Source organism: Bradyrhizobium sp. INPA03-11B, from assembly GCF_040446015.1.
GTDB classification, from domain to species: Bacteria; Pseudomonadota; Alphaproteobacteria; order Rhizobiales; family Xanthobacteraceae; genus Bradyrhizobium; species Bradyrhizobium macuxiense_A.
Genome location: NZ_JASGSR010000142.1, coordinates 1 through 19,127, shown reverse-complemented (window position 1 = coordinate 19,127; position 19,127 = coordinate 1). Strand labels below are relative to the sequence as shown.

At 65.1% G+C, this 19,127-nt stretch carries 15 protein-coding genes; 8 read left to right on the top strand and 7 right to left on the bottom strand.

Annotation, left to right across the window (positions count from 1 at the left end; genetic code table 11):
* The first annotated feature begins 158 nt into the window (after positions 1 to 158).
* Complete coding sequence (locus tag QMZ05_RS35525; RefSeq protein WP_353704984.1) at positions 159 to 404, top strand: hypothetical protein; 246 nt, start codon at positions 159 to 161, stop codon at positions 402 to 404.
* A gap of 205 nt (positions 405 to 609) precedes the next feature.
* The gene (locus QMZ05_RS35520) at positions 610 to 1,875 is read left to right on the top strand and encodes a trypsin-like peptidase domain-containing protein (protein ID WP_353704983.1); all 1,266 of its coding nucleotides are present in this window, start codon (positions 610 to 612) and stop codon (positions 1,873 to 1,875) included.
* A 27-nt stretch (positions 1,876 to 1,902) separates the two neighbouring features.
* On the opposite strand, the gene QMZ05_RS35515 is transcribed toward QMZ05_RS35520, so the two are convergent.
* From QMZ05_RS35515 to QMZ05_RS35505, 3 genes are all read right to left on the bottom strand, one after another.
* On the bottom strand, positions 1,903 to 2,844 hold the full coding sequence (locus QMZ05_RS35515; RefSeq protein ID WP_353704982.1) for a metallophosphoesterase: 942 nt from the start codon (positions 2,842 to 2,844) through the stop codon (positions 1,903 to 1,905).
* A gap of 207 nt (positions 2,845 to 3,051) precedes the next feature.
* Positions 3,052 to 4,800, bottom strand: coding sequence for an NAD(P)/FAD-dependent oxidoreductase (locus QMZ05_RS35510; RefSeq protein ID WP_353704981.1), 1,749 nt, complete (start codon positions 4,798 to 4,800; stop codon positions 3,052 to 3,054).
* A gap of 162 nt (positions 4,801 to 4,962) precedes the next feature.
* A complete protein-coding gene (locus tag QMZ05_RS35505; RefSeq protein WP_353704980.1) occupies positions 4,963 to 6,186 on the bottom strand; it encodes an MFS transporter in 1,224 nt (407 codons plus the stop codon).
* Positions 6,187 to 6,314: 128 nt separating this feature from the next.
* Between QMZ05_RS35505 and QMZ05_RS35500 the strand changes: the two genes are divergently transcribed.
* Both QMZ05_RS35500 and QMZ05_RS35495 read left to right on the top strand, forming a co-directional pair.
* Entirely contained in the window at positions 6,315 to 8,063 is a 1,749-nt protein-coding gene (locus tag QMZ05_RS35500) for a DUF6880 family protein (protein WP_353704979.1), read from the top strand.
* Positions 8,064 to 8,124: 61 nt separating this feature from the next.
* Positions 8,125 to 8,502 (top strand): hypothetical protein, encoded by a 378-nt coding sequence (locus QMZ05_RS35495; protein ID WP_353704978.1) that lies wholly within the window; start codon positions 8,125 to 8,127, stop codon positions 8,500 to 8,502.
* A 26-nt stretch (positions 8,503 to 8,528) separates the two neighbouring features.
* On the opposite strand, the gene recQ is transcribed toward QMZ05_RS35495, so the two are convergent.
* Entirely contained in the window at positions 8,529 to 10,397 is a 1,869-nt protein-coding gene (gene recQ / locus QMZ05_RS35490) for a DNA helicase RecQ (protein WP_353704977.1), read from the bottom strand.
* Positions 10,398 to 10,507: 110 nt separating this feature from the next.
* Between recQ and QMZ05_RS35485 the strand changes: the two genes are divergently transcribed.
* The 3 genes from QMZ05_RS35485 to QMZ05_RS35475 are packed head-to-tail and all read left to right on the top strand — an operon-like array spanning position 10,508 to position 14,552.
* Positions 10,508 to 11,851, top strand: coding sequence for a cytochrome c (locus QMZ05_RS35485; RefSeq protein WP_353704976.1), 1,344 nt, complete (start codon positions 10,508 to 10,510; stop codon positions 11,849 to 11,851).
* Entirely contained in the window at positions 11,848 to 12,339 is a 492-nt protein-coding gene (locus QMZ05_RS35480) for a (2Fe-2S)-binding protein (RefSeq protein WP_353704975.1), read from the top strand. Before QMZ05_RS35485 ends, QMZ05_RS35480 begins: the two co-directional genes overlap by 4 nt.
* A complete protein-coding gene (locus QMZ05_RS35475) occupies positions 12,336 to 14,552 on the top strand; it encodes a molybdopterin cofactor-binding domain-containing protein (protein WP_353704974.1) in 2,217 nt (738 codons plus the stop codon). The genes QMZ05_RS35480 and QMZ05_RS35475 overlap by 4 nt, the downstream gene beginning before the upstream one ends.
* Positions 14,553 to 14,754: 202 nt before the next feature.
* On the opposite strand, the gene QMZ05_RS35470 is transcribed toward QMZ05_RS35475, so the two are convergent.
* Positions 14,755 to 15,975 carry a DUF2235 domain-containing protein gene (locus QMZ05_RS35470; protein ID WP_353704973.1) on the bottom strand — a complete coding sequence of 407 codons (1,221 nt, stop codon included), beginning with the start codon at positions 15,973 to 15,975 and terminating at the stop codon, positions 14,755 to 14,757.
* A gap of 99 nt (positions 15,976 to 16,074) precedes the next feature.
* Here QMZ05_RS35470 and QMZ05_RS35465 point away from each other — a divergent pair, with 99 nt between their 5' ends.
* A complete protein-coding gene (locus tag QMZ05_RS35465; RefSeq protein WP_353704972.1) occupies positions 16,075 to 16,833 on the top strand; it encodes a hypothetical protein in 759 nt (252 codons plus the stop codon).
* An 18-nt stretch (positions 16,834 to 16,851) separates the two neighbouring features.
* Here the strand turns inward: QMZ05_RS35465 and QMZ05_RS35460 are convergent, their stop codons facing one another.
* Positions 16,852 to 18,228 (bottom strand): VWA domain-containing protein, encoded by a 1,377-nt coding sequence (locus QMZ05_RS35460; protein ID WP_353704971.1) that lies wholly within the window; start codon positions 18,226 to 18,228, stop codon positions 16,852 to 16,854.
* 6 nt (positions 18,229 to 18,234) lie between these two features.
* A partial coding sequence (locus tag QMZ05_RS35455; RefSeq protein WP_353704970.1) for a MoxR family ATPase occupies positions 18,235 to 19,127 on the bottom strand: 893 nt, incomplete at its 5' end.

Here is a 19,127-nt window from a genome sequence, read left to right as displayed (position 1 = left end):
ACCAACAGGCCGCTCGCGAGCGCGCTTCTATATCGCGCCGTAGCGAGCGGGCGGCCGGCCCGTTACCCCATCTACGTTCATTTCCTACGTTCAGGTCCGCGTCAGTTTCGCCCGGTATTTTCATCGTGCCGGGCGACTCGGGAGACCTTCGCGTGAGGATGTTGAATGCGGCTGGCCGCGCCTTCGCCGCGCTCGGCGTTGGCATCGTCGCCGTGGGGCATTGGTTCTGGGCCTATCCGGGCCATGGCGCCGTGCTGCGCGCCCGCCTGCTGGCGATGAATCACGCGGTCGAACTGTATGCCGGCATCTTCCTGATCGGCGTCGGCGTCCATGGCCTCGCAGCCCACTACTGGTTCCGCGAACCAAACCCGCCCGCGCAGTCTTCGGCCCGGGAGCCGCAATAGCGGCGGCCTTGCGCGGCTGTAGAATTGTGTCCGGGTTGACATTCTAGGAACAAAATAGGAACATGGCGTCTGTAACCAGAGGGTGTGGCGATCGCCTCATCTGCGGCGGTATTGTGCGGCCGCAGGACCAAAGGCCAAGCCGCGCACCACTTGCGGATGAATTTCTCCGCCTCCTATGATGGGTTGTGGTTGGGGAGTGCGCGTCATGAGAGTTGTGGTCTGGGCGGTCGTTGCGACTGCGTGGTTGTTTGCGTCTGCAACGCCAGCAAGCGCCCGCGGTCCCTACGGCTCGATCACGGTCGGCAATTGGAAGGGCGGCGCCTTCACCAACGACAAGGACGGCGCGTTCACGCATTGCTCGGCGGGCACCACCTATCAGAGCGGCATCTTTTTCATGGTGGCGATCGCCAACAACGGCAGCTGGCGGCTGGGCTTTGCCCATGAGAGCTGGCGCCTGACTCCGGGCGAGGCCTTTCCGCTTGCGCTGACCTTCGACGGCCAGCCGGCGTTCAATGTCTACGGCATGCCGCTCGGCACGCAGCTCGTGAATGTCGAGATGCCGGTGAATTCGGCGCTGATCAATCAGTTCCGCAAGGCGCGCCAGATGACCGCGTTCGCGCAGGGACAATTGTTTCAGTTCAACCTCAATCAGACCGCGCAATTGCTGCCGGCGCTGCTCAATTGCGTGGTCTCAGTGAAGAAGAACGGCGTCGCCAGTGCCGGTGAATTCGCGCTTGCGGCGAAGCCTGCGGCAGCAGCGGCACCGTCGCCAGCTGCGCCGAGCCCGCCGCAGAAGCAGGCGAAGTCCGGGACCGGGACCGGCTTTGTGGTCAGCAGCGCCGGCCATGTCGTCACCAACCACCATGTCATCAATGGTTGCAACGAAATCACCGGCAATTTGAGCGGCGAGGCGCCGGTGAAATTGCGGCTGGTATCCGGCGACGAAACCAACGATCTCGCGCTGCTGCAAGCGCCGGCGCCGTTCAAGGATGTCGCCAAGATCAGGCAAAATCCCATTCCGGTCGGCAATGGCGTGGTGGCGATCGGCTACCCCTATCACGGGCTGCTGACGTCCGATTTCACCGTCACCACGGGCATCGTCTCTTCGCTGAGCGGCATTCTCAACGATACCCGCTTCCTGCAGATCAGCGCCGCGGTGCAGCCGGGCAACAGCGGCGGCCCGCTGTTCGATCTCGGCGGCAGTGTGGTCGGCGTCGTGGCGGCCAAGCTCGATGCTGTCACGGTCGCGCGGGCGACAGGAACCATCCCGGAAAACATCAATTTCGCGATCAAGACCGGCGCGTTGCGCGACTTCCTCGACAACAGCGCGGTGCAGTACCAGACCGCCGAGTGGCGTGATTCGTTGAAACGGGAGACGCCGGAGATCGCCAAGGACGCGCGCGGCTACACGCTCCTGATCGTCTGTAAGGTGAACGAACAGGCCGCGGGCAAGCGCGGCGACACGAAGTAGTGGTTCGTAGCTCGGGCAGCTCGCCGGTTACCCCAGCCGCCGCAGCGTATGCACCGTGATTTCGGCCGGGCAATTCAGCCGCACCGGCGCGAGGCTGGTGCCGGCGCCGGTCGATGTATAGCCCGCGAGTTCGCCGAAGCGCCACGCGCCCTTGCCCATCCGGCGCGGCAATCGCGCCTCCAGCTTGATCGCGATGCCGCCGGGCAGGCAGAGCTGGCCGCCATGGGTATGGCCGCTCAGCATCAGGTCGAAGCCGGCGGCTGCCGCCGCGCGGTAGGATTCCGGCGTGTGCGCAAGCAGGATCGAGAACGCCTCGCGCGGGATCGCCGCAGCGGCCTTTGCGATGTCGTCGGTGCGATAGAAATGCGCGTCGTCGATTCCGGCGAGGTGGATCGTCGCGCCATCGCGCGTGATCGGCTCCTGCTCGTTGAACAGCATCCTGATCCCCATCGCCTCCAGCGCCGGCGTCATGCGGATACTGTCGTGATTGCCGAGGATGCCGTAGAGCGGCAGCTTGATTCGCGCGCAGACATCCTTCATCAGCGCGAGGCTGGTCTCGAACGGGCCGAATGTCCTGCCGCGATAGTCGCCGGTCAGGACGCAGATGTCGCAGGCGACAGTGCGCACGATGTCGGCCAGATGCCGCATCGCGCCCTGGCTGATGTCGGCGTGGAGATCGCTGAGATGAAGGATGGTGAAGCCGTCGAAAGCCGCCGGCAGCCGCGCCGACGTCACCAGATTGCGCCGCACCTCGACCAGGTCGGCGTTGCGCCGCGCACGGCCGTGGAGGCCGACGAGCTTGAGCGCGGTCGTGACGATCCACGGCGCGAGGCGCCAGTTCTCGACATTGAACACCAGCGTGCCCTGGCCGATCAGCTGCTTCTCGTGCGCGGCCTCGATCCCAAGCCGGCGCACGACGTGATCCGCGCCGATCCGCTCGACCAATCCCTGCAATGCCGTGTCGGCCATCGTTCCCCGTGCGGCCCGCGATGCAACGCGGGCCGGCGCGACACTATCATGCGCGATCCCGATGGGGATACCGCTGAGGCCAAAGCATGATCCGGAAAAGTGCGCAGCGGTTTTCCCTCGCGACAAACGCGGGACGCGTTTGCGCGGAGATCATGCTCAAACAAAGAGCCAAAGCGCGATGACGATTCGACTCAATCTCATCGCGCCTTAGACCACGGGGACGCGCCTGGCGGCAACGGCGGCCGGCGAGATCACCTCGATGTCGAGCGGCACCTGCCAGCGCTCGGTGAAACGGACCTGCGGCGGTGCATTGCCGTTGCGCCCGCCCTGCAGCACGAAGCCGTCATAGCCCGAATTCATCACCGCATTGCACTTCTGCACATAGATCGGGAAGCCGCCGATATAGGGCATGAACACGCGGGGACGGCCCGGGATGTTGGCGCCGACATACCAGGAGCTGCAGGTCGAGCGCAGCGAGACCGTGGAGACGTCGTTGACATGGGCGACCCAGGCATCCTCGTCGTCGCGGACCGCTTCGATGGTGCCGGCGCCGATGTCGCGCATGTGGCCAAGGCAATCCGCCAGCCAGTCGACATGCTGCTCGATCGCCTGGATCATGCTCGCGAGCACCGACGGGCTGCCGGGCCCGGTGATCATGAACAGGTTCGGAAATCCCTCCGAGGCGAGCCCGAGATAGGCGCGCGGGCCGGCCCGCCATTTTTCGGCCAGCGTCTGGCCGCCGCGGCCGGTGATCGCGATCTTGTCGAACGAGCCGGTCATGGCGGCGAAGCCGGTGGCGGAGACGATCGCATCGAACTTGTATTCGGTGCCGTCGACCACGATTCCATCACGCGTGAAACGTTCGATCGGCGACTTCGAGACGTCGACCAGCTTCACATGCGGCAGATTATAGGTCTCGAAATAGTTGGTATCGACGCAGAGCCGCTTGCAGCCGAACACGTTCTGCGGGCACAGCAGCTCGGCGGTGGCGGGATCTTTGACGATGCCGCGGATCTTGTCGCGCGCGAAATCGGCGATGGTGTCGTTGGCCGCCTTCTCGAACAAGAGGTCGCCGAACGAACCGAGGAAGGGCAGGCCGCCGCGCTGCCAGGCTTCCTCATACAGCCGCTCGCGTTCGTCCTCGCTCGCCTGCAGTGCGGGCTGGGCGTTGAACTGAAAATAGAAGCCGGTCGGGCGCGCGCGCGCTTTCGCGCGCAGCTCCGGATAGTGCGCCTTGGCCTCCTTCAGATACTCCGCCGATAGCCGCTCGTTCCACGCCGGCACCGACCAGGTCGCGGTGCGCTGGAATACGGTGAGCTCGGAGGCCTGCTGCGCGATGATCGGGATCGACTGGATCGCCGACGAGCCGGTGCCGATGACGCCGACGCGCAGGCCGGTGAAATCGACCCCCTCATGCGGCCATTCGCCGGTGTGATAGATCGGCCCGCGGAAATCCGCCATGCCGCTGAAGGCCGGACGGTTCGGCGCCGACAGGCAGCCGACCGCCATGATGCAGAATTTCGCGGTGACCTTGTCGCCGCGGTCGGTCTCGACCAGCCAGGTGCCTTCTTTTTCGTCGAAGGTCGCCGCAGTGACGCGGGTTTCGAACACGATCTGGTTGCGCAGGTCGAAGCGGTCCGCGACGTGATTGGCGTAAGCGAGAATTTCGGGCTGCGGAGAATATTTCTCCGACCAGCTCCAGTCCTGATCGAGTTCCTCGGAGAACGAGAAGGAATATTGCAGGCTCTCGACGTCGCAGCGCGCGCCGGGATAGCGATTCCAGTACCAGGTGCCGCCGACCCCGCCGCCGGCCTCATAGACCCGCGCGGTGAAACCGAGCCCGCGCAGCCGGTGCAGCATGTACATGCCGGCAAATCCCGCGCCGATCACCACGGCATCGAACGTTCCATTTTCCGCAGGGCGCGCAGTCGTGCGCGCGGTGCTCTCCTGAGCCATGGTCCGTCTCTTCCCTCTATCGTTATGTCTCGACCGCGCCTCGTTGGACGCGGTGGGCAAAAGATTAGGGCTGTTGCGGCGCGGCCCGCAAGCGCATGCGTTGCCGTGCCGGGTATGGCTCCTATGCCGCTGGACCGCGGGCTGTGGTATCCGGGCGCTGCCTCACTCCAGCCGCTGCACCTTGCGCAGCGACGGGAACAACCACATCCAGAGCAGCGCCACCGCAACCGTGCCGATGCCGCCGATCAGGGCGGCCGGCACCGTGCCGAAAAGCGCGGCGGTGATGCCGCTTTCGAATTCGCCGAGCTGGTTCGAGGCGTTGACGAACAGATAATTCACCGCGCCGACGCGGCCACGCATCTCATCCGGCGTTGCGAGCTGCACCAGCGAGACGCGGATCACGACGCTGATCGTGTCGGCCGCGCCCATCGCCGCGAGTGCCAGGGTCGAGAGCCAGATCTCGCGCGACAGCGCGAATGCGCAGATCGCGACGCCGAATGCGATCACGCCCTGGAACATGCGGACGCCGACATGCTTTGAGATCGGATGCCGCGCCAGCACGGCCGTCATCAAGAGGGCGCCGACCGCGGGCGCCGCGCGCATCACGCCGAGCGCCCATGGTCCCGCCTGCAGGATATCGCGCGCATAGATCGGCAGCAGTGCGCTGGCGCCGCCGAGCAGCACCGCGAACAGATCGAGCGAGATGGTGCCGAGGATCGCCGGATTGTCGCGGACGAATTTGACGCCGGCGAACAATTGGCCGAGCGACGGCGGATCCGGCTCGGCCGCCGGCCGCTCCAGCCGGATCGCGCCGGCGAGGATGGCAGCGAGCAGCCAGAACGCCGTCATCACGGCATAGGGGACGACCGGAGAGATCGCGTAAGCGAAGCCGCCGATCGCGGGGCCGGCAACGATCGAGACCTGCCAGGCGCCGGTCGACAGCGCGGTGGCGCGCTGCAGATGGCCGTCCGGCGCCACGGCCGGCAGCAGCGCCGAAGCGGCCGGATCGCCGAATGCGCTCGCGACACCGAACGCAACCAGCACCGAGAAGATCTCGGGCACCGTCAAGTCGCTGGCAAAGCTGCGCCAGCCGAGATAGGCGGCCCCCAGCCCCTGGATGATCTGGCAGGCCTGCACGACGCGGCGGCGATCGTAGCGGTCGGCGGCGTGGCCGGCGATGAACACCAGCAGCGCGCTGGGGATGAACTGCACCGGCCCGACCAGGCCGAGATAGACGGCGCTGCCGGTCAGCGCGTAGACCTGCCAGCCGATCGCAACCGTCGCGATCTGGTAGGCGAATTCGGAGAAGCCGCGCGACGCGACGAACTGCAGGAGCGGCGGATGGCGGAACGGATCGGCGGATGCGGCCTCGGATTGCGGGGGCATAGGTCACGGATGGCGGAACCGGGGCGCGCCGTCAATCTCTGTGATTTGGACACCCTCCATCTCGTTGGAGCCAGCGCTGTCGGATATATTCGGGCCGGCGACCCTCCCGAGAGCGACAGGCCGTGCACATGGCGCAAGCCCGAAAGCGATCCACCTCCGACGTTGAATCTGTGGTTCGGACCGGCCGATTCGACGTTGCTGCGTTGCAGGAGATCGCTGGTGACAAAACCTTCGCTCGTGGCAGTGCCTATCAGGCGGATGGCCGGGTGGAGGTCATGACGATCGACGACACCCGCGTGATCGCGCGGGTGGCTGGGACCGAAATCTATCACTGTAAGCTGACCGGGCGGGGTAAGAGCTTTTCCGGCGATTGTACCTGTCAGGCCTTCGTCGATTGGGGCTTCTGCAAGCATCTGACGGCCGTTGCCTTGACTGTCAACGATATGGAACCGGGAGCGCTGAATCAGGCGTCGAACCGGCTTGGGAAGATTCGCGACCATTTGCGTACGAAGGGCATCGATCGTCTTGTCGAGATGGTTGTCGATCTCGCCGGGCGCGACCCCAAGCTGCTTGAGGAATTTGAGCTGTCGGCCACGCTCGACACGGCCGATGATGCGACGGTCATCGCGCAATTCAAGAAGGCCATTACCGACGCGACCCGGGTCCGCGGCACCATCGAATATCGCGACATGCGCGACTGGGCTCGCCGGATTGACAGCGTTCTTGATCGTATCTCGGTTCTGCGCGAAGGCGGGAAAGCGTTACTCGTTCTTGAACTGCTCGAGCATTTCTTCGCGCGAATGGACGAGGCCTTGACCAAGGTCGATGACTCCGACGGTGGCGGAGGTGCTTGCTACGCCCGCGCCTGCGAAATTCACCTTGCTGCCTGCGAGCAGTCAAAGCCCGAGCCAATCGAACTGGCGAGGGCACTGTTCAAGCGCGAAGTCAGTTCCGATTGGGAGTTCTTCTTTGGTGCGAGTGAGACCTATGCTGAGGTCCTCGGCACGGCCGGGCTCGGCGAATATCGCAGGCTCGCAACCGAGGCGTGGCAAAAGGTGAAATCCAGGCAACGGAGGCGAACGGAAGTCCCGCCCGGCGGAGAATATGCGCTTCGAGCTATGATGGAGCGCTTCGCCGAACGAGATAATGATGTCGACGCGATCATCGCCATTCGGGCCAATGATCTATCGTCCGCGTATCGCTATCTCGAGGTCGCTCAGGCCTGCCTCGACAACGGACGGGCACAGGAGGCGCTGAAATGGGCGGAAGAGGGGCTGTGGAAATTCGAGGATGAACCCGACAAAGGTCTGGTTCTCTTTGCTTGTGATCTCCTTCAGCATAGCGGACGAAATGAAGACGCCAACGCGCTGCTCTGGAAGCTGTTCGGCAAGGAGCCCAGCGTCGACCTATACCAGCGATTGAAATCCGCCGCTGGCGATCGCAAGGCCCAGATCCGTGTTCGCGATGATGCCATCGCCATATTGAGCGCTCGAGCCGAAAAATCTGGCTCGCAAGCCGAATGGGATGTGTTCGGAGCTCCCGATGTTCTTGTCCGCGTGCTCATGGCGGAGGGATTGCTGGCGGACGCTTGGGCGGCCGTCGATAAGCACGGATGCCGTGAAATGGCGATAGAGGAACTTGCCAAAGCAAGCGAAGTGAACCTCCCGGCCGAAGCGTCGAAAGCCTATGCCAAATTGGTCGAGCGCAAGGTTCGGATGGGTGGGCAGGGCAACTACGATGCCGCATACGCCATGATCAAGCGGATGCGGCGGCTGGACGGGGCCACTCAACATTCCGCTTACCTCGCCGATCTGATGACGCGCCACAAGGCGAAGCGGAATTTTATCAAGCTGCTGACGTCGAAACAGACCACTTGAGTCGGCGGCACCCCATGACACATCGTACGTCGCGGCCCGGCTGCTACTTGGAGAAATCCCCATGAAACTTGGATGGCGGCCGCAGAAGTGGCTGGAAAAGAAAAGCAAGTCGGGCTTTCGCGGCTACCCGGTCGGGACGGTGGCGTTCTATGGAGCCGACAATCTTCGCGCCAGCAAAGTTGCCGTTGCGGTGATCACGGCGGAGGGAGCGCCGCCCCTCGTATTGCGCAGATGGTTTTCCGAGACCGGTGATGTTCGCGACGATCCGGCGACCATCGAGGAGATCGCAACTTTCCTTCGGTCGGAAGAGGTGCGCACCGTTGCCCTGTCGCCGACGATGATGGGGTGCCCGCATGAGGAGGGAATTGACTATCCAGAAGGTGAGGTTTGCCCGCAATGTCCCTATTGGGCCAACCGGGAACGCCCCCTGCCGCGCTGAGCATCGTCGGAGCATTCGAATACGGCTTAGCCCTCCGTCGCCTTCACGATGCGGATCAGCTCGTCGCCATAATGCTCGAGCTTCTTGTCGCCGATCCCGGCGATGTTGCGCAAGTCGCTGAGCGTATCCGGCCGCATCGCGGCGATACCGTCGATGGTGGAATCGTGCAGCACCACATAGGCCGGCACGCCGCGCTGCCGCGCGACGTCCGAGCGCCAGGCGCGCAAGGCCGCATGCAGCGCCGGGTTTGCGACGCCGCCTGGGCTGTCGGCTGCGGGCGCGAGATCGCCGCGGCGCGACTTGCTGCGCACCGCGCGGTTGCGCGCGCCTTCCGGCTGCTCGCGCAGCATCACCGCGGTCTCGCCCTTCAGCACGCCGCGGGCGCTGTCGGTCAGCTTCAGCGCGCCGAAGGCGTCGCTGTCGGCGCGCAGATGGCCCATCGCCACCAGCTGGCGCAGCACCGCGCGCCATTGCTTCTCGTTGAGCTCGCGGCCGATGCCGAACACCGACAGCTGGTCGTGGTTGAACTGCTTGACCCGCTCGGTCAGCCGCCCGACCAGCACGTCGATCAGGTGCATGGCGCCAAAACGCTGCCCGGTGCGGTAGACGCAGGACAGCAGTTTCTGTGCCAGCACCTTGCCGTCGCGGACGCGCGGTGGCGTCAGGCAATTGTCGCAATTGCCGCAGCTTTCATCGCTGCGGGTCTCGCCGAAATAGCCGAGCAGGCGCTGCCGCCGGCAATGTACGGTCTCGGCGAGCGCAACGAGTGCGTCGAGCTTGCCGATCGAGACGCGCTTGAAGGCGTCGGAGCCGGTCGATTCATCGATCATGCGGCGCTGCTGCACGATGTCGGAAAGACCATAAGCCATCCACGCCGCCGACGGCTTGCCGTCGCGGCCGGCGCGTCCGGTCTCCTGGTAATATGCCTCGATGCTCTTCGGCAAATCGAGATGCGCGACGAAGCGCACGTCCGGCTTGTCGATGCCCATGCCGAACGCGATCGTGGCGACGATGACAAGACCGTCTTCATTGAGAAAGCGATCCTGATGCCGGGCGCGCACGCTGGCATCGAGCCCGGCATGGTAGGGCAGCGCTGGAATGCCGGCCTCGCTCAGCGCCGAAGCGACGTCCTCGACCTTGGCGCGCGACAGGCAATAGACCACGCCGGCATCTCCGGCATGGCGTTCCTTGATGAAATTCTTCAGCTGCGTCGTCGCATTCTGCTTGTCGACGATTTCGTAGCGGATGTTGGGCCGGTCGAAGCTGGCGACGAATTCCGGCGCGTCGGTGAGGGACAGCCGCTCGGCGATCTCCTTGCGCGTCAACGCGTCCGCGGTCGCGGTCAGCGCGATGCGCGGCACCTTGGGAAAGCGCTCGGCGAGTGCGGACAGGCCGATATATTCCGGGCGGAAGTCGTGGCCCCATTGCGAGACGCAATGCGCCTCGTCGATCGCAAACAGCGCGATCTGCGCTTGGCTGAGCAGGTTGAGGCAGCGCGGCGTGAGCAGCCGTTCCGGCGCCACATAAAGCAGGTCGAGATCGCCGGCGAGCAGCCGCCGCTCGACCTCGGAGGCCTCCTCATAGGACAGCGTCGAGTTCAGCACCGCGGCGTTGACGCCGGCTTCGGTGAGTGCCGCGACCTGGTCGCGCATCAGCGCGATCAGGGGCGACACCACGATGCCGCAGCCGTCGCGCAGCAGCGCCGGCAGCTGGTAGCACAGCGACTTGCCGCCGCCGGTCGGCATCAGCACCAGGCAATTGCCGCCATCGGTGACGTGGCGGATGATCTTCTCCTGCGCGCCGCGGAAGCCCGACAGGCCGAACACGGAACTGAGCACGGACCGCGCGTCGCGAGGCGGAGCGGATGCGTGATCGAGGGCGGGCTGGGCGGTCATGATCCCTTGGTATGTCCTGGGGTCAACAGGCGGTGATCGAGGTTTTCTGGCCGAACGATACCGGAACGAAACGTGTTAATACACGTCCCAACAACAAACTCAATTCAGGCATGCCCGGTCAGCTGCGGATCATCAGAGGCATTGCCGCGATCGTGCTGGTCGCGGGGGCGGCGGCCGGCTTCGCGGTCGCCTGGCGGCCACAGATTGCGGCCATGGCGCCGCCGCGGCCCGATACCTTCCATCCCGATATCGTCAAGCGCGGCCGCGATCTCGCGGCGATCGGCAATTGCAACACCTGCCATACCGTGCAGGGCGGCGGCAACTACGCCGGCGGGCTTCCGGTTCCGACGCCGTTCGGCACCATCTTCTCGTCCAACATCACGCCGGACGCCGAGACCGGCATCGGGAGCTGGCCGGAGGAGGCGTTCGTCCGCGCGATGCGCTCCGGCGTCAGCCGTGACGGCCGGCATCTCTACCCGACCTTTCCCTATGATCATTTCACCAACGTGTCTGACGCGGATGACCGGGCGCTCTACGCGTTCCTGATGACGCGGCAGCCGGTGCACGCCTCGCCGCCAGCAAATCAACTGACGTTTCCGCTGAACTACCGGCCGCTGATCGCAGGGTGGAAGCTGTTGTATCTTCGCAGCGGCGACGTGCCTTCCGACGCGGCGAAGGGCGCGGAATGGAACCGCGGCGCCTATCTGGTCGAGGGGCTCGCGCATTGCGGCGCCTGCCACACGCCGCGCAATGCGCTCGGCGCCGAGCGAGTCAAGGCGCGGTTCGCCGGCGGCGACGTCGACAATTGGCACGCCTATGCGCTGAACGACACCTCGCTCGCCCCGGTGCGGTGGACGGCTGATGCGTTGTACGCCTATCTGCGCCACGGCTGGCAAGCCGATCACGGTACCGCGCGCGGACCGATGGCTGAGGTGGTCGGCAATCTCGCGACCGTGGCCGATGGCGACGTGCGCGCGATCGCCGTGTACATGGCCGATGTCTCGGGCGTGCCGACGCCGGATCGCAAGTCGCCGACTGACGCGGTGGCGCAAACGGCCGCGACGGACGCCACACAGGCCAACGCCACGGGCGCCGCGATCTATGCCGCGGCCTGCGCATCCTGCCATGAGGGCGGCCGGGCGCTGCCCTATGGCGGCGTCGACCTCGCGCTCAGCACGGCGATCGCCGGCCCCGACCCGCGCAACCTTCTCAACATCGTGCTGTCCGGCGTCGGCGCCGTCGCGGGCGAGCGCAGCCCGATCATGCCGGGCTTCGCGGCCAGCATCGATGATGCGCAGCTGGTCGCGCTGACAAATTATTTACGCGCCCGGTTCGGGAAGCGGCCGGCGTGGAGCGATCTCGACAAGGCGGTGCGCGATGCGCGCGCAGTGCAGGCCACGTCGCTCGCGGCGCGCGGTGCGACTGCGGACTCAAGTCAACGAGGCAAGCCATGATGACATTGAAGGTCAATGGCCGGGATCATCAGGTCGACGCCGATCCGGATACGCCGCTGCTCTATGTGCTGCGCAATGATCTCGCGCTCAATGCCGCCAAGTTCGGCTGCGGGCTCGGGCAATGCGGCTCCTGCACCGTGATTGTCGACGGCAAGGCGGTGCAGTCCTGTGTCACGCCGCTGCTGCTCGTCGAGGGCAAGCAGGTGACGACGCTGGAAGGGCTCGGCACCGTGGCGGCGCCGGCGCCGATCCAGCGCGCCTTCATGGAGGAGCAGGCGGCGCAATGCGGCTATTGCATTGCCGGGATGATGATGCGGGCGCAGGCGCTGTTGATGCGCAACCCGAAACCGTCGGATGCGCAGATCCGCGCCGAGCTCGAGCCGCATCTCTGCCGCTGCGGCACCCATATGCGCATCCTCCGCGCGGTGCATCGCGCCGCCCGGCTGATGGATACCGCCGATGCGGCAAGCGACAGGAGCGTCCGATGACCGCGCCCGTGGTGCTCGATCGCCGCAGCGTGCTGGCCGGTGGCGGCGCGCTGATCGTCAGCTTCTCGCTGCGCCGTGCGGCGGCACAGGAGCAGAAGGATCCGGAGCTGCCGGGCAGCCTGGCGAAAACGCCCAATCTGGATTCCTGGATCCGGATCGATGCCGACGGCCAGATCACGGCCTTTACGGGCAAGGCCGAGCTCGGCCAGGGATTCCGCACCGCGTTCCAGCAGATCGCTGCCGAGCAGCTCGATATTCCCTTCGATGCGCTGAAGGTGATCACGGCGGATACAAAACTCACCGCGAACGAAGGCTACACTTCCGGCAGCCATTCGATGCAGGACAGCGGCACCGCGATCCTGCACGCCGCGGCGCAGGCGCACGCGTTGCTGGTGGCGGAGGCCGCGAAGCGGTTCGAGGTTCCGCCCGATAAATTGCGAACCGAGAACGCGGCTGTCATCGCTCCCGATGGGCGCCGCCTGAGCTATGGCGAGCTGGTTGCCGCCGACATGCTGCATGTCCAGGCGCAGCCGACATCGGGCTTGAAGGATCCGGCGAGCTTCAAGGTGATGGGCCAGCCGGTGCCGCGCGTCGATATTCCGGCCAAGGTCACGGGTGGCGCAGCCTATGTGCAGGACATGCGGTTGCCCGGCATGGTGCATGCGCGCGTGGTGCGCCCGCCGAGCTACGGCGCGCAGCTTGCCGAATGCGACACGGCCGCGATCGAGAAGATGCCGGGCGTGATCGGAATCGTGCGCGACGGCAATTTCCTGGCCGTGGTGGCGGAGAAGGAGTTTTCGGCGGTCAAGGCCATGCACGCGCTATCAGCCGCGGCGAAGTGGCGGGAGAGCACGAAGCTGCCGAACCAGCAGGATCTGGCAAATGTGCTGACGGCGCTGCCGTCGCAGGATTTTGCGATCTTCCAGCGCAACGATCCTTCCGTGAGCGGTGTGAGATCGCTCGAAGCCACCTATACGCGGCCCTATCAGTCGCATGGCTCGATCGGGCCGTCCTGCGCGGTCGCGCAGTTCGTCGATGGTGCGATGACGGTGTGGACGCATACCCAGGGCGTCTACCCCGACCGGCAGGCGATTGCCGAGATGCTCGGCATGCCGCAGTCGAGCGTCCGCCTGATTCATGTCGAAGGTTCCGGCTGCTACGGCCATAACGGCGCCGACGATGCCGCCGCCGACGCTGCGCTGATCGCGCGCGCGCTGCCCGGGCGACCAGTTCGCGTGCAGTGGATGCGCGAGCAGGAGCACGGCTGGGAGCCGTATGGTCCGGCGATGGTGACCAAGCTGAGTGCATCGCTGGATGGCAGTGGCAAGATCGCCGACTGGAATTTTGCGGTGTGGAGCAACACCCATTCGATGCGGCCGGGCGGCGCCGGCTCGCTGCTTGCGGCCCAGCACATGGCGCGATCGTTCGCGGTGCCCGCACCAAAGCCGCTGCCGCTTCCCGAAGGCGGCGGTGATCGCAACGCGATCCCGATCTACAATTTCCCGAATGCGCATGTGATGCATCACTTCATCCCCGCGATGCCGCTGCGGATTTCCGCGATGCGCGCGCTCGGCGCCTATCACAACGTGTTCTCGATCGAGAGTTTCATGGATGAGCTGGCCGGTCTCGCCGGGACCGATCCGGTCGCGTTTCGCCTCAACCACCTCGACGATGCACGCGGCCGCGCGGTGGTCGAGAAGGCCGCAGGGGAATTCGGCTGGATGCACGGGCAGAAGCCGCCGCAGAATCGCGGCTACGGTTTTGCGTTCGCGCGCTACAAGAATCTCGCCGCCTATTGTGCCATTGCGACAGAGGTGGAGGTCGATCCCGAGACCGGCCGGGCCCGGCTGGTGCGCGCGGTCGCGGCCGTCGATGCCGGCCAGGTCGTCAATCCCGATGGCATCACCAACCAGATCGAGGGCGCGATCGTGCAGTCGGTGAGCTGGACTCTCTATGAGAGCGTCACGTTCGACCAAGCGCGGATCACGAGCATCGACTGGCAGACCTACCCGATCCTGCGCTTCGATGCCGTGCCCGACAGCATCGCGGTCCACATCATCAACCGCCCAGGCCAGCCGTTCCTCGGCAGCGGCGAGACCGGGCAGGGGCCGGCCGCGGCATCGCTCGCCAATGCCATCGCACATGCGACCGGCAAGCGGCTGCGCGACCTGCCGCTCAGCCGCAAGCGGATCAAGGATGCGATCGACGCGTAAAGCGATGCTCTCCCTCTCCCCGTTCTTTACGGGGAGAGGGGTGGGGTGAGGGGCCGCCTCCGCGTATCCGGTGACAGATGCGTTTGCGGAGACTCCCCCTCACCCGGAACGCATCCAACGATGCGTTCCGACCTCTCCCCGCACGCGGGGCGAGGTGAAGCAGAGGCCGTTGCCCGATCTAAAGTATATTCAAGTCTGACCGTCAGGCCGTCGGGGCGGGCGGCGCCGGGGGCGTCGGCATCGGCTCGACCGTGTAGGTCTTGGGCATGTTGATCGGCTTGTAGGCCGGATCCTTCTGCATCCGCTCCAGCACCGAGGCGTGGATGGTCGCGCCTTCCGGTATCGGCCTTGGTTCGCCGCGCGGCAAATAGAAGCCGAAGAAGGATTTCCGCTCCGGCCATTCCTTCCATTTGTCGCGCTTTGGAATCCACTCCAGGATTTCCCAGGCGGCGGTCAGCGAATTGTGCAGCGGATCAGTCACGCTCGGCGGTGCATATTCGTGGCTGTGTGGCGGCAGCGGCATCCCCCAGGCGAGATGATCGATCAGTGCCTGGTCCATGTGCAGCCCGGCGGCCCTGGCCTGTTCGAGCATCCAGATCAGCGGATACTTCGACGGCCCGCTCTGGTCCTCCGGATAGCCGCCGCCGACATCGGAATGCACGCCGGCGAACCAGACCTGGCGGATGTCCTGGTCGATCGCCGTCGACGGGTCGAACGGATCGGTGCGGAATTTCTGCGGCTCGATCCAGCGGTTGAGGCGGAACATGCGCCGGCGCTCGTCGATCGAGATCGCCTGGCGGAACCGCCTGACGCTGGAATTGGTGCGGGTGAACAGCAGCGTCTGCATGTCGAACAGGAAGTTGTCCTGCCGCGGCACGATGATCGAGGCCACCGTGTCCCAGACGCCGACGAATTCGATGTCGATGTTGCGGCCGCCGGCGATCTGGCTGAAATGCCGGACTTCCTTCAACGGGGCAGGGTCAAATGTCCCGTCGGACTTCTGGGCGTCAGCGCTGGCCTTCTTGTAGGCGCCGAAGGCGTAGCCGGCGAGGTCGAGCTGGTCGACTGGCAACAGGCCCATCACATGCACGAAAGCCGCCAGCGTGCGCACGGTGTAGGCACCACGGCTGAAGCCGAACATCCAGACCCGGTCGCCGGGCTCCCAAAGCCGACACAGAAACTGGTAGGCGTCGAGCGTGTCCTTGTCGAGACCGGCGCCGAAGGCGAGCCCGAACAGGCCCCACGCCTCCTGCTTGAAACGGCCCCAGCTGTTCTGCAGACCGATGGTGCCGAGACCCGGATGATAGTAGATACGCTGCCCGTCATCCTTGTCGGCGACGCGAAACAGCTTCAGGACGTTGGAAATATTGGCGCCGATCTCGTTGCCGGTGCCGTCGCACAAGATCACAATATCCTTCGGCATCCGTAGCCCCTGCGGTCGCCGTGAAATTCGCGGCTTCTATGTACGGCAGAACGCGGGCATGATTCAATCTCCAATTGAAGACGGTTCTGTGTAGCGGGCGTGACCAGCCATCGTCTTGCGGAGGCCTGCGGCGGGCATCGGGATGATAGCTCGCTCAACGCTGCGTCCGCAGAATTCAATTGCAAGGCTTTGGAAAAGGTGGAAATCTGCTTGTCAATCATTGTTATATTGCGTTGCTATTTTCTCCCTTCCAGGGACCTCGCCGGTGCGCGCGATCATTTGGCCTGCGGCTTTCCGCGGCTCCCTCACCAAGAACAGGAATCGATCGGCATGAGCCATCAAGCTCTCGTGACGATCATTCTCGCGGGGCTTGTGGTGAGTGCGTTCGGACTGTTCTGGTGGGTCGGCAGCTATTCCGATCGCGTTTTTGCCAAACGATTCCGCACCCGCTTTCCGGAGAAGACGCTGAGTTACAGCGGTGACCAGCTCGGCGCGCTGGTGCAGTCCGATCTGCGGATCAAGTATGTGTTCCCGATCCTGTTCCCGCTCGATCTCGTCGTCATGCTGGCGCTGGCGGGCGCGATGGGCGCGGCGTCGTCGCACTGGCTCAACCAGATCTATCCGTCGGCGGCGTGGCTCGGCCTGGTCGTGCCGGCGGTGTATCTGCTCAGCGACCTGATCGAGGATTGCCTGCTGGCATGGCTGTTGCTGCACGGCGACCCCGATGCGGCGGCGCGGTCCGTCTCGGTGCTGAAGGCGATCACGACGATCAAGCTCGTCAGTGTTTCTGCCTCGATCGCACTCACGCTGATTGCATTCGTCGGGTGGCTGTTCCACAGCGAGGCGCTCGCCATTTAGGCGGCGCGCCCAAGCGACCTACTGATAGGTCGCGACGATGTCCGACACGGCGCGCTCGAGCTGCTGCGCAGTCGCGCATTGGCGCACCACGGTGCAGAAGGTCGCGTAGCGCGGCATCTCGGAATCGCCAAAGCCCCAGACCATGCGGCCTTCGGGGTTGAGCCACACCAGCCGTTTCGAGCGCTCGCCGATGCGGCGCAGGATGTCGGCGCGCGGATCGAGATTGTTGCTGCGGGCGTCGCCGAGCACGATCACCGTGGTCTGCGGGGTGATCGCGCTCATCCAATTGTCCTCGAAATCGGCGAAGGAATTGCCGTAGTCGGACGAGCCGAAGCCGACCTTGGACATGATCTCCTTCATCGCCTCTTCCGGCGAGTTCGATTCCAGGATGTCGCTGACCTCGATCAAATGGCCGGAGAAGGCGAACGAGCGGACGTCGTCGACGACCTCGTGCAGGCTGTGGATCAGGAGCAGGAAGAAGTCCGAGACGCGGGCCACCGAGCCCGAGACGTCGCACAGCGCGACGATCTTCGGCCGGTCGCGATGCTTGCGCTTCCAGGCGGTGAGGAAAGGCACGCCGCCCCAGGCCGCATTCCGGCGCAGCGTGCGGCGGACGTCGAGATGGCCGCGGCGCTGACGCTTGCGTGGCTTGGAATAGCGCTCGCGGAGCCGCCGCGCGATCTGGCGGATCAGCGCGCGCATCTGCTCGACCTGGCGCGGCTCGATCCGCGCCAGCGGCGCGTTGCGCAGGATCTCGTTACGCAGATTTTCGGCCTCTTCGCGGCCGTAGAGCAGCAGGGCCTGCGAGACCGCGTCGCGAACGGTGCCGCGGAGGCCGTTGAGCGCCTCTTGCAGCCGCTCGGCGAGCGCCGGATTGCGCGTGGTCTGCTCGTCGATGTCGTCGCGCAGGCGCTGGATGCCCATCGCATCGAGGATGCGGGTCTGGAAGATGCCGCGCTGGGTGAAATAGCGGATGTCAGGCAACGAGGCGGCGCCGGAGGCGTTGGCGATCGCGGTCGAGATCGCGGAGCGATCCTGCGACAGCAGCATCTGCGCCAGCGGCCCGACATTCTCGTTGGCGGCGCCGCCCGCATCGTCGCCATGCTCGTCGGCCGACGGGTTGGCGCCGGATTCGCTGTTGTCGTCGGTCCTGTTCTGCTCGGCGCTTTCCTGCTGCGGCTCGGGCTGGCTGAAGAACAGGTCGAAGCATTCGCCAAGCGCGCGCTTCTCGTCCTGGGTCTTGGCGAGCGTCAGCAGGAACGTGTCGCGCAGGATATCGCGATCGTTGAAGCCGACTTGCGCGACCGCCCGCATCGCATCGATGCTTTCGGCGGGCGAGACCCGGACCCCGGCTCCCCGCGCCGCACGAAAAAAGCGATGCAGGTTCTCGCGCATCTTGGTTTAACTAAATACGCCCTGGCGCGACGCCTTGGCGATGAAGGACGAGATCTGCGGCGTCGCGGCCTCGATGTCGGCCTCGTATTTCAGGAGCACGTTGAGCGTGTCCTTGACGATCTCGTGGTCGAGCTCGCTGGCCTGCAGCAGCACCAGCACGCGCGCCCAGTCGATCGCTTCGCTGACCGAGGGTAGCTTCTTCAGGTCCAGTGAGCGGATCTCGTGGATGAAGCCGACCATCTGCTTGCGCAGCGTCTGCGAGATGCCGGGCACCCGGCTCTCGACAATGCGCTCCTCCAGCTTCTGCTCGGGGAAGCCGATATGCAGATGCAGGCAGCGCCGCTTCAATGCGTCGCCGAGATCGCGCTCGCTGTTCGAGGTCAGGATCACGGTCGGCGGCGCCACCGCGGAGACGGTGCCGAGCTCGGGGATCGTGACCTGAAAGTCGGAGAGGATTTCCAGCAGCAGCGATTCGAATTCGGCGTCCGACTTGTCGATCTCGTCGATCAGCAGCACGCAGCCGGCGGGTTGCTCCAGCGCCTGCAACAGCGGCCGCGGCTCGACGAATTCCTTGGAGAAGAACACGTCGCCGAAGGTATGGAGCTGGTCGAGCGCTGCGGCCAGCGACTGCGCGCCGCCGAGCACCTCGCCGAGCTTGTCCTTCAGGATCTGGGTGTAGAGCAGCTGCTTGGCGTATTTCCACTCATACAGCGCCTTGGCCTCGTCGAGGCCCTCATAGCACTGCAGGCGGATCATCTTCATGCCGCGCCAGGCGGCGATCGCCTTTGCGAGCTCGGTCTTGCCGACGCCGGCAGGGCCTTCGACCAGGATCGGCTTCTCGATCTGCTGCGACAGATAGACTGCGGTCGCGATCTGCCGGCTCGCAATATAGCCTTGTG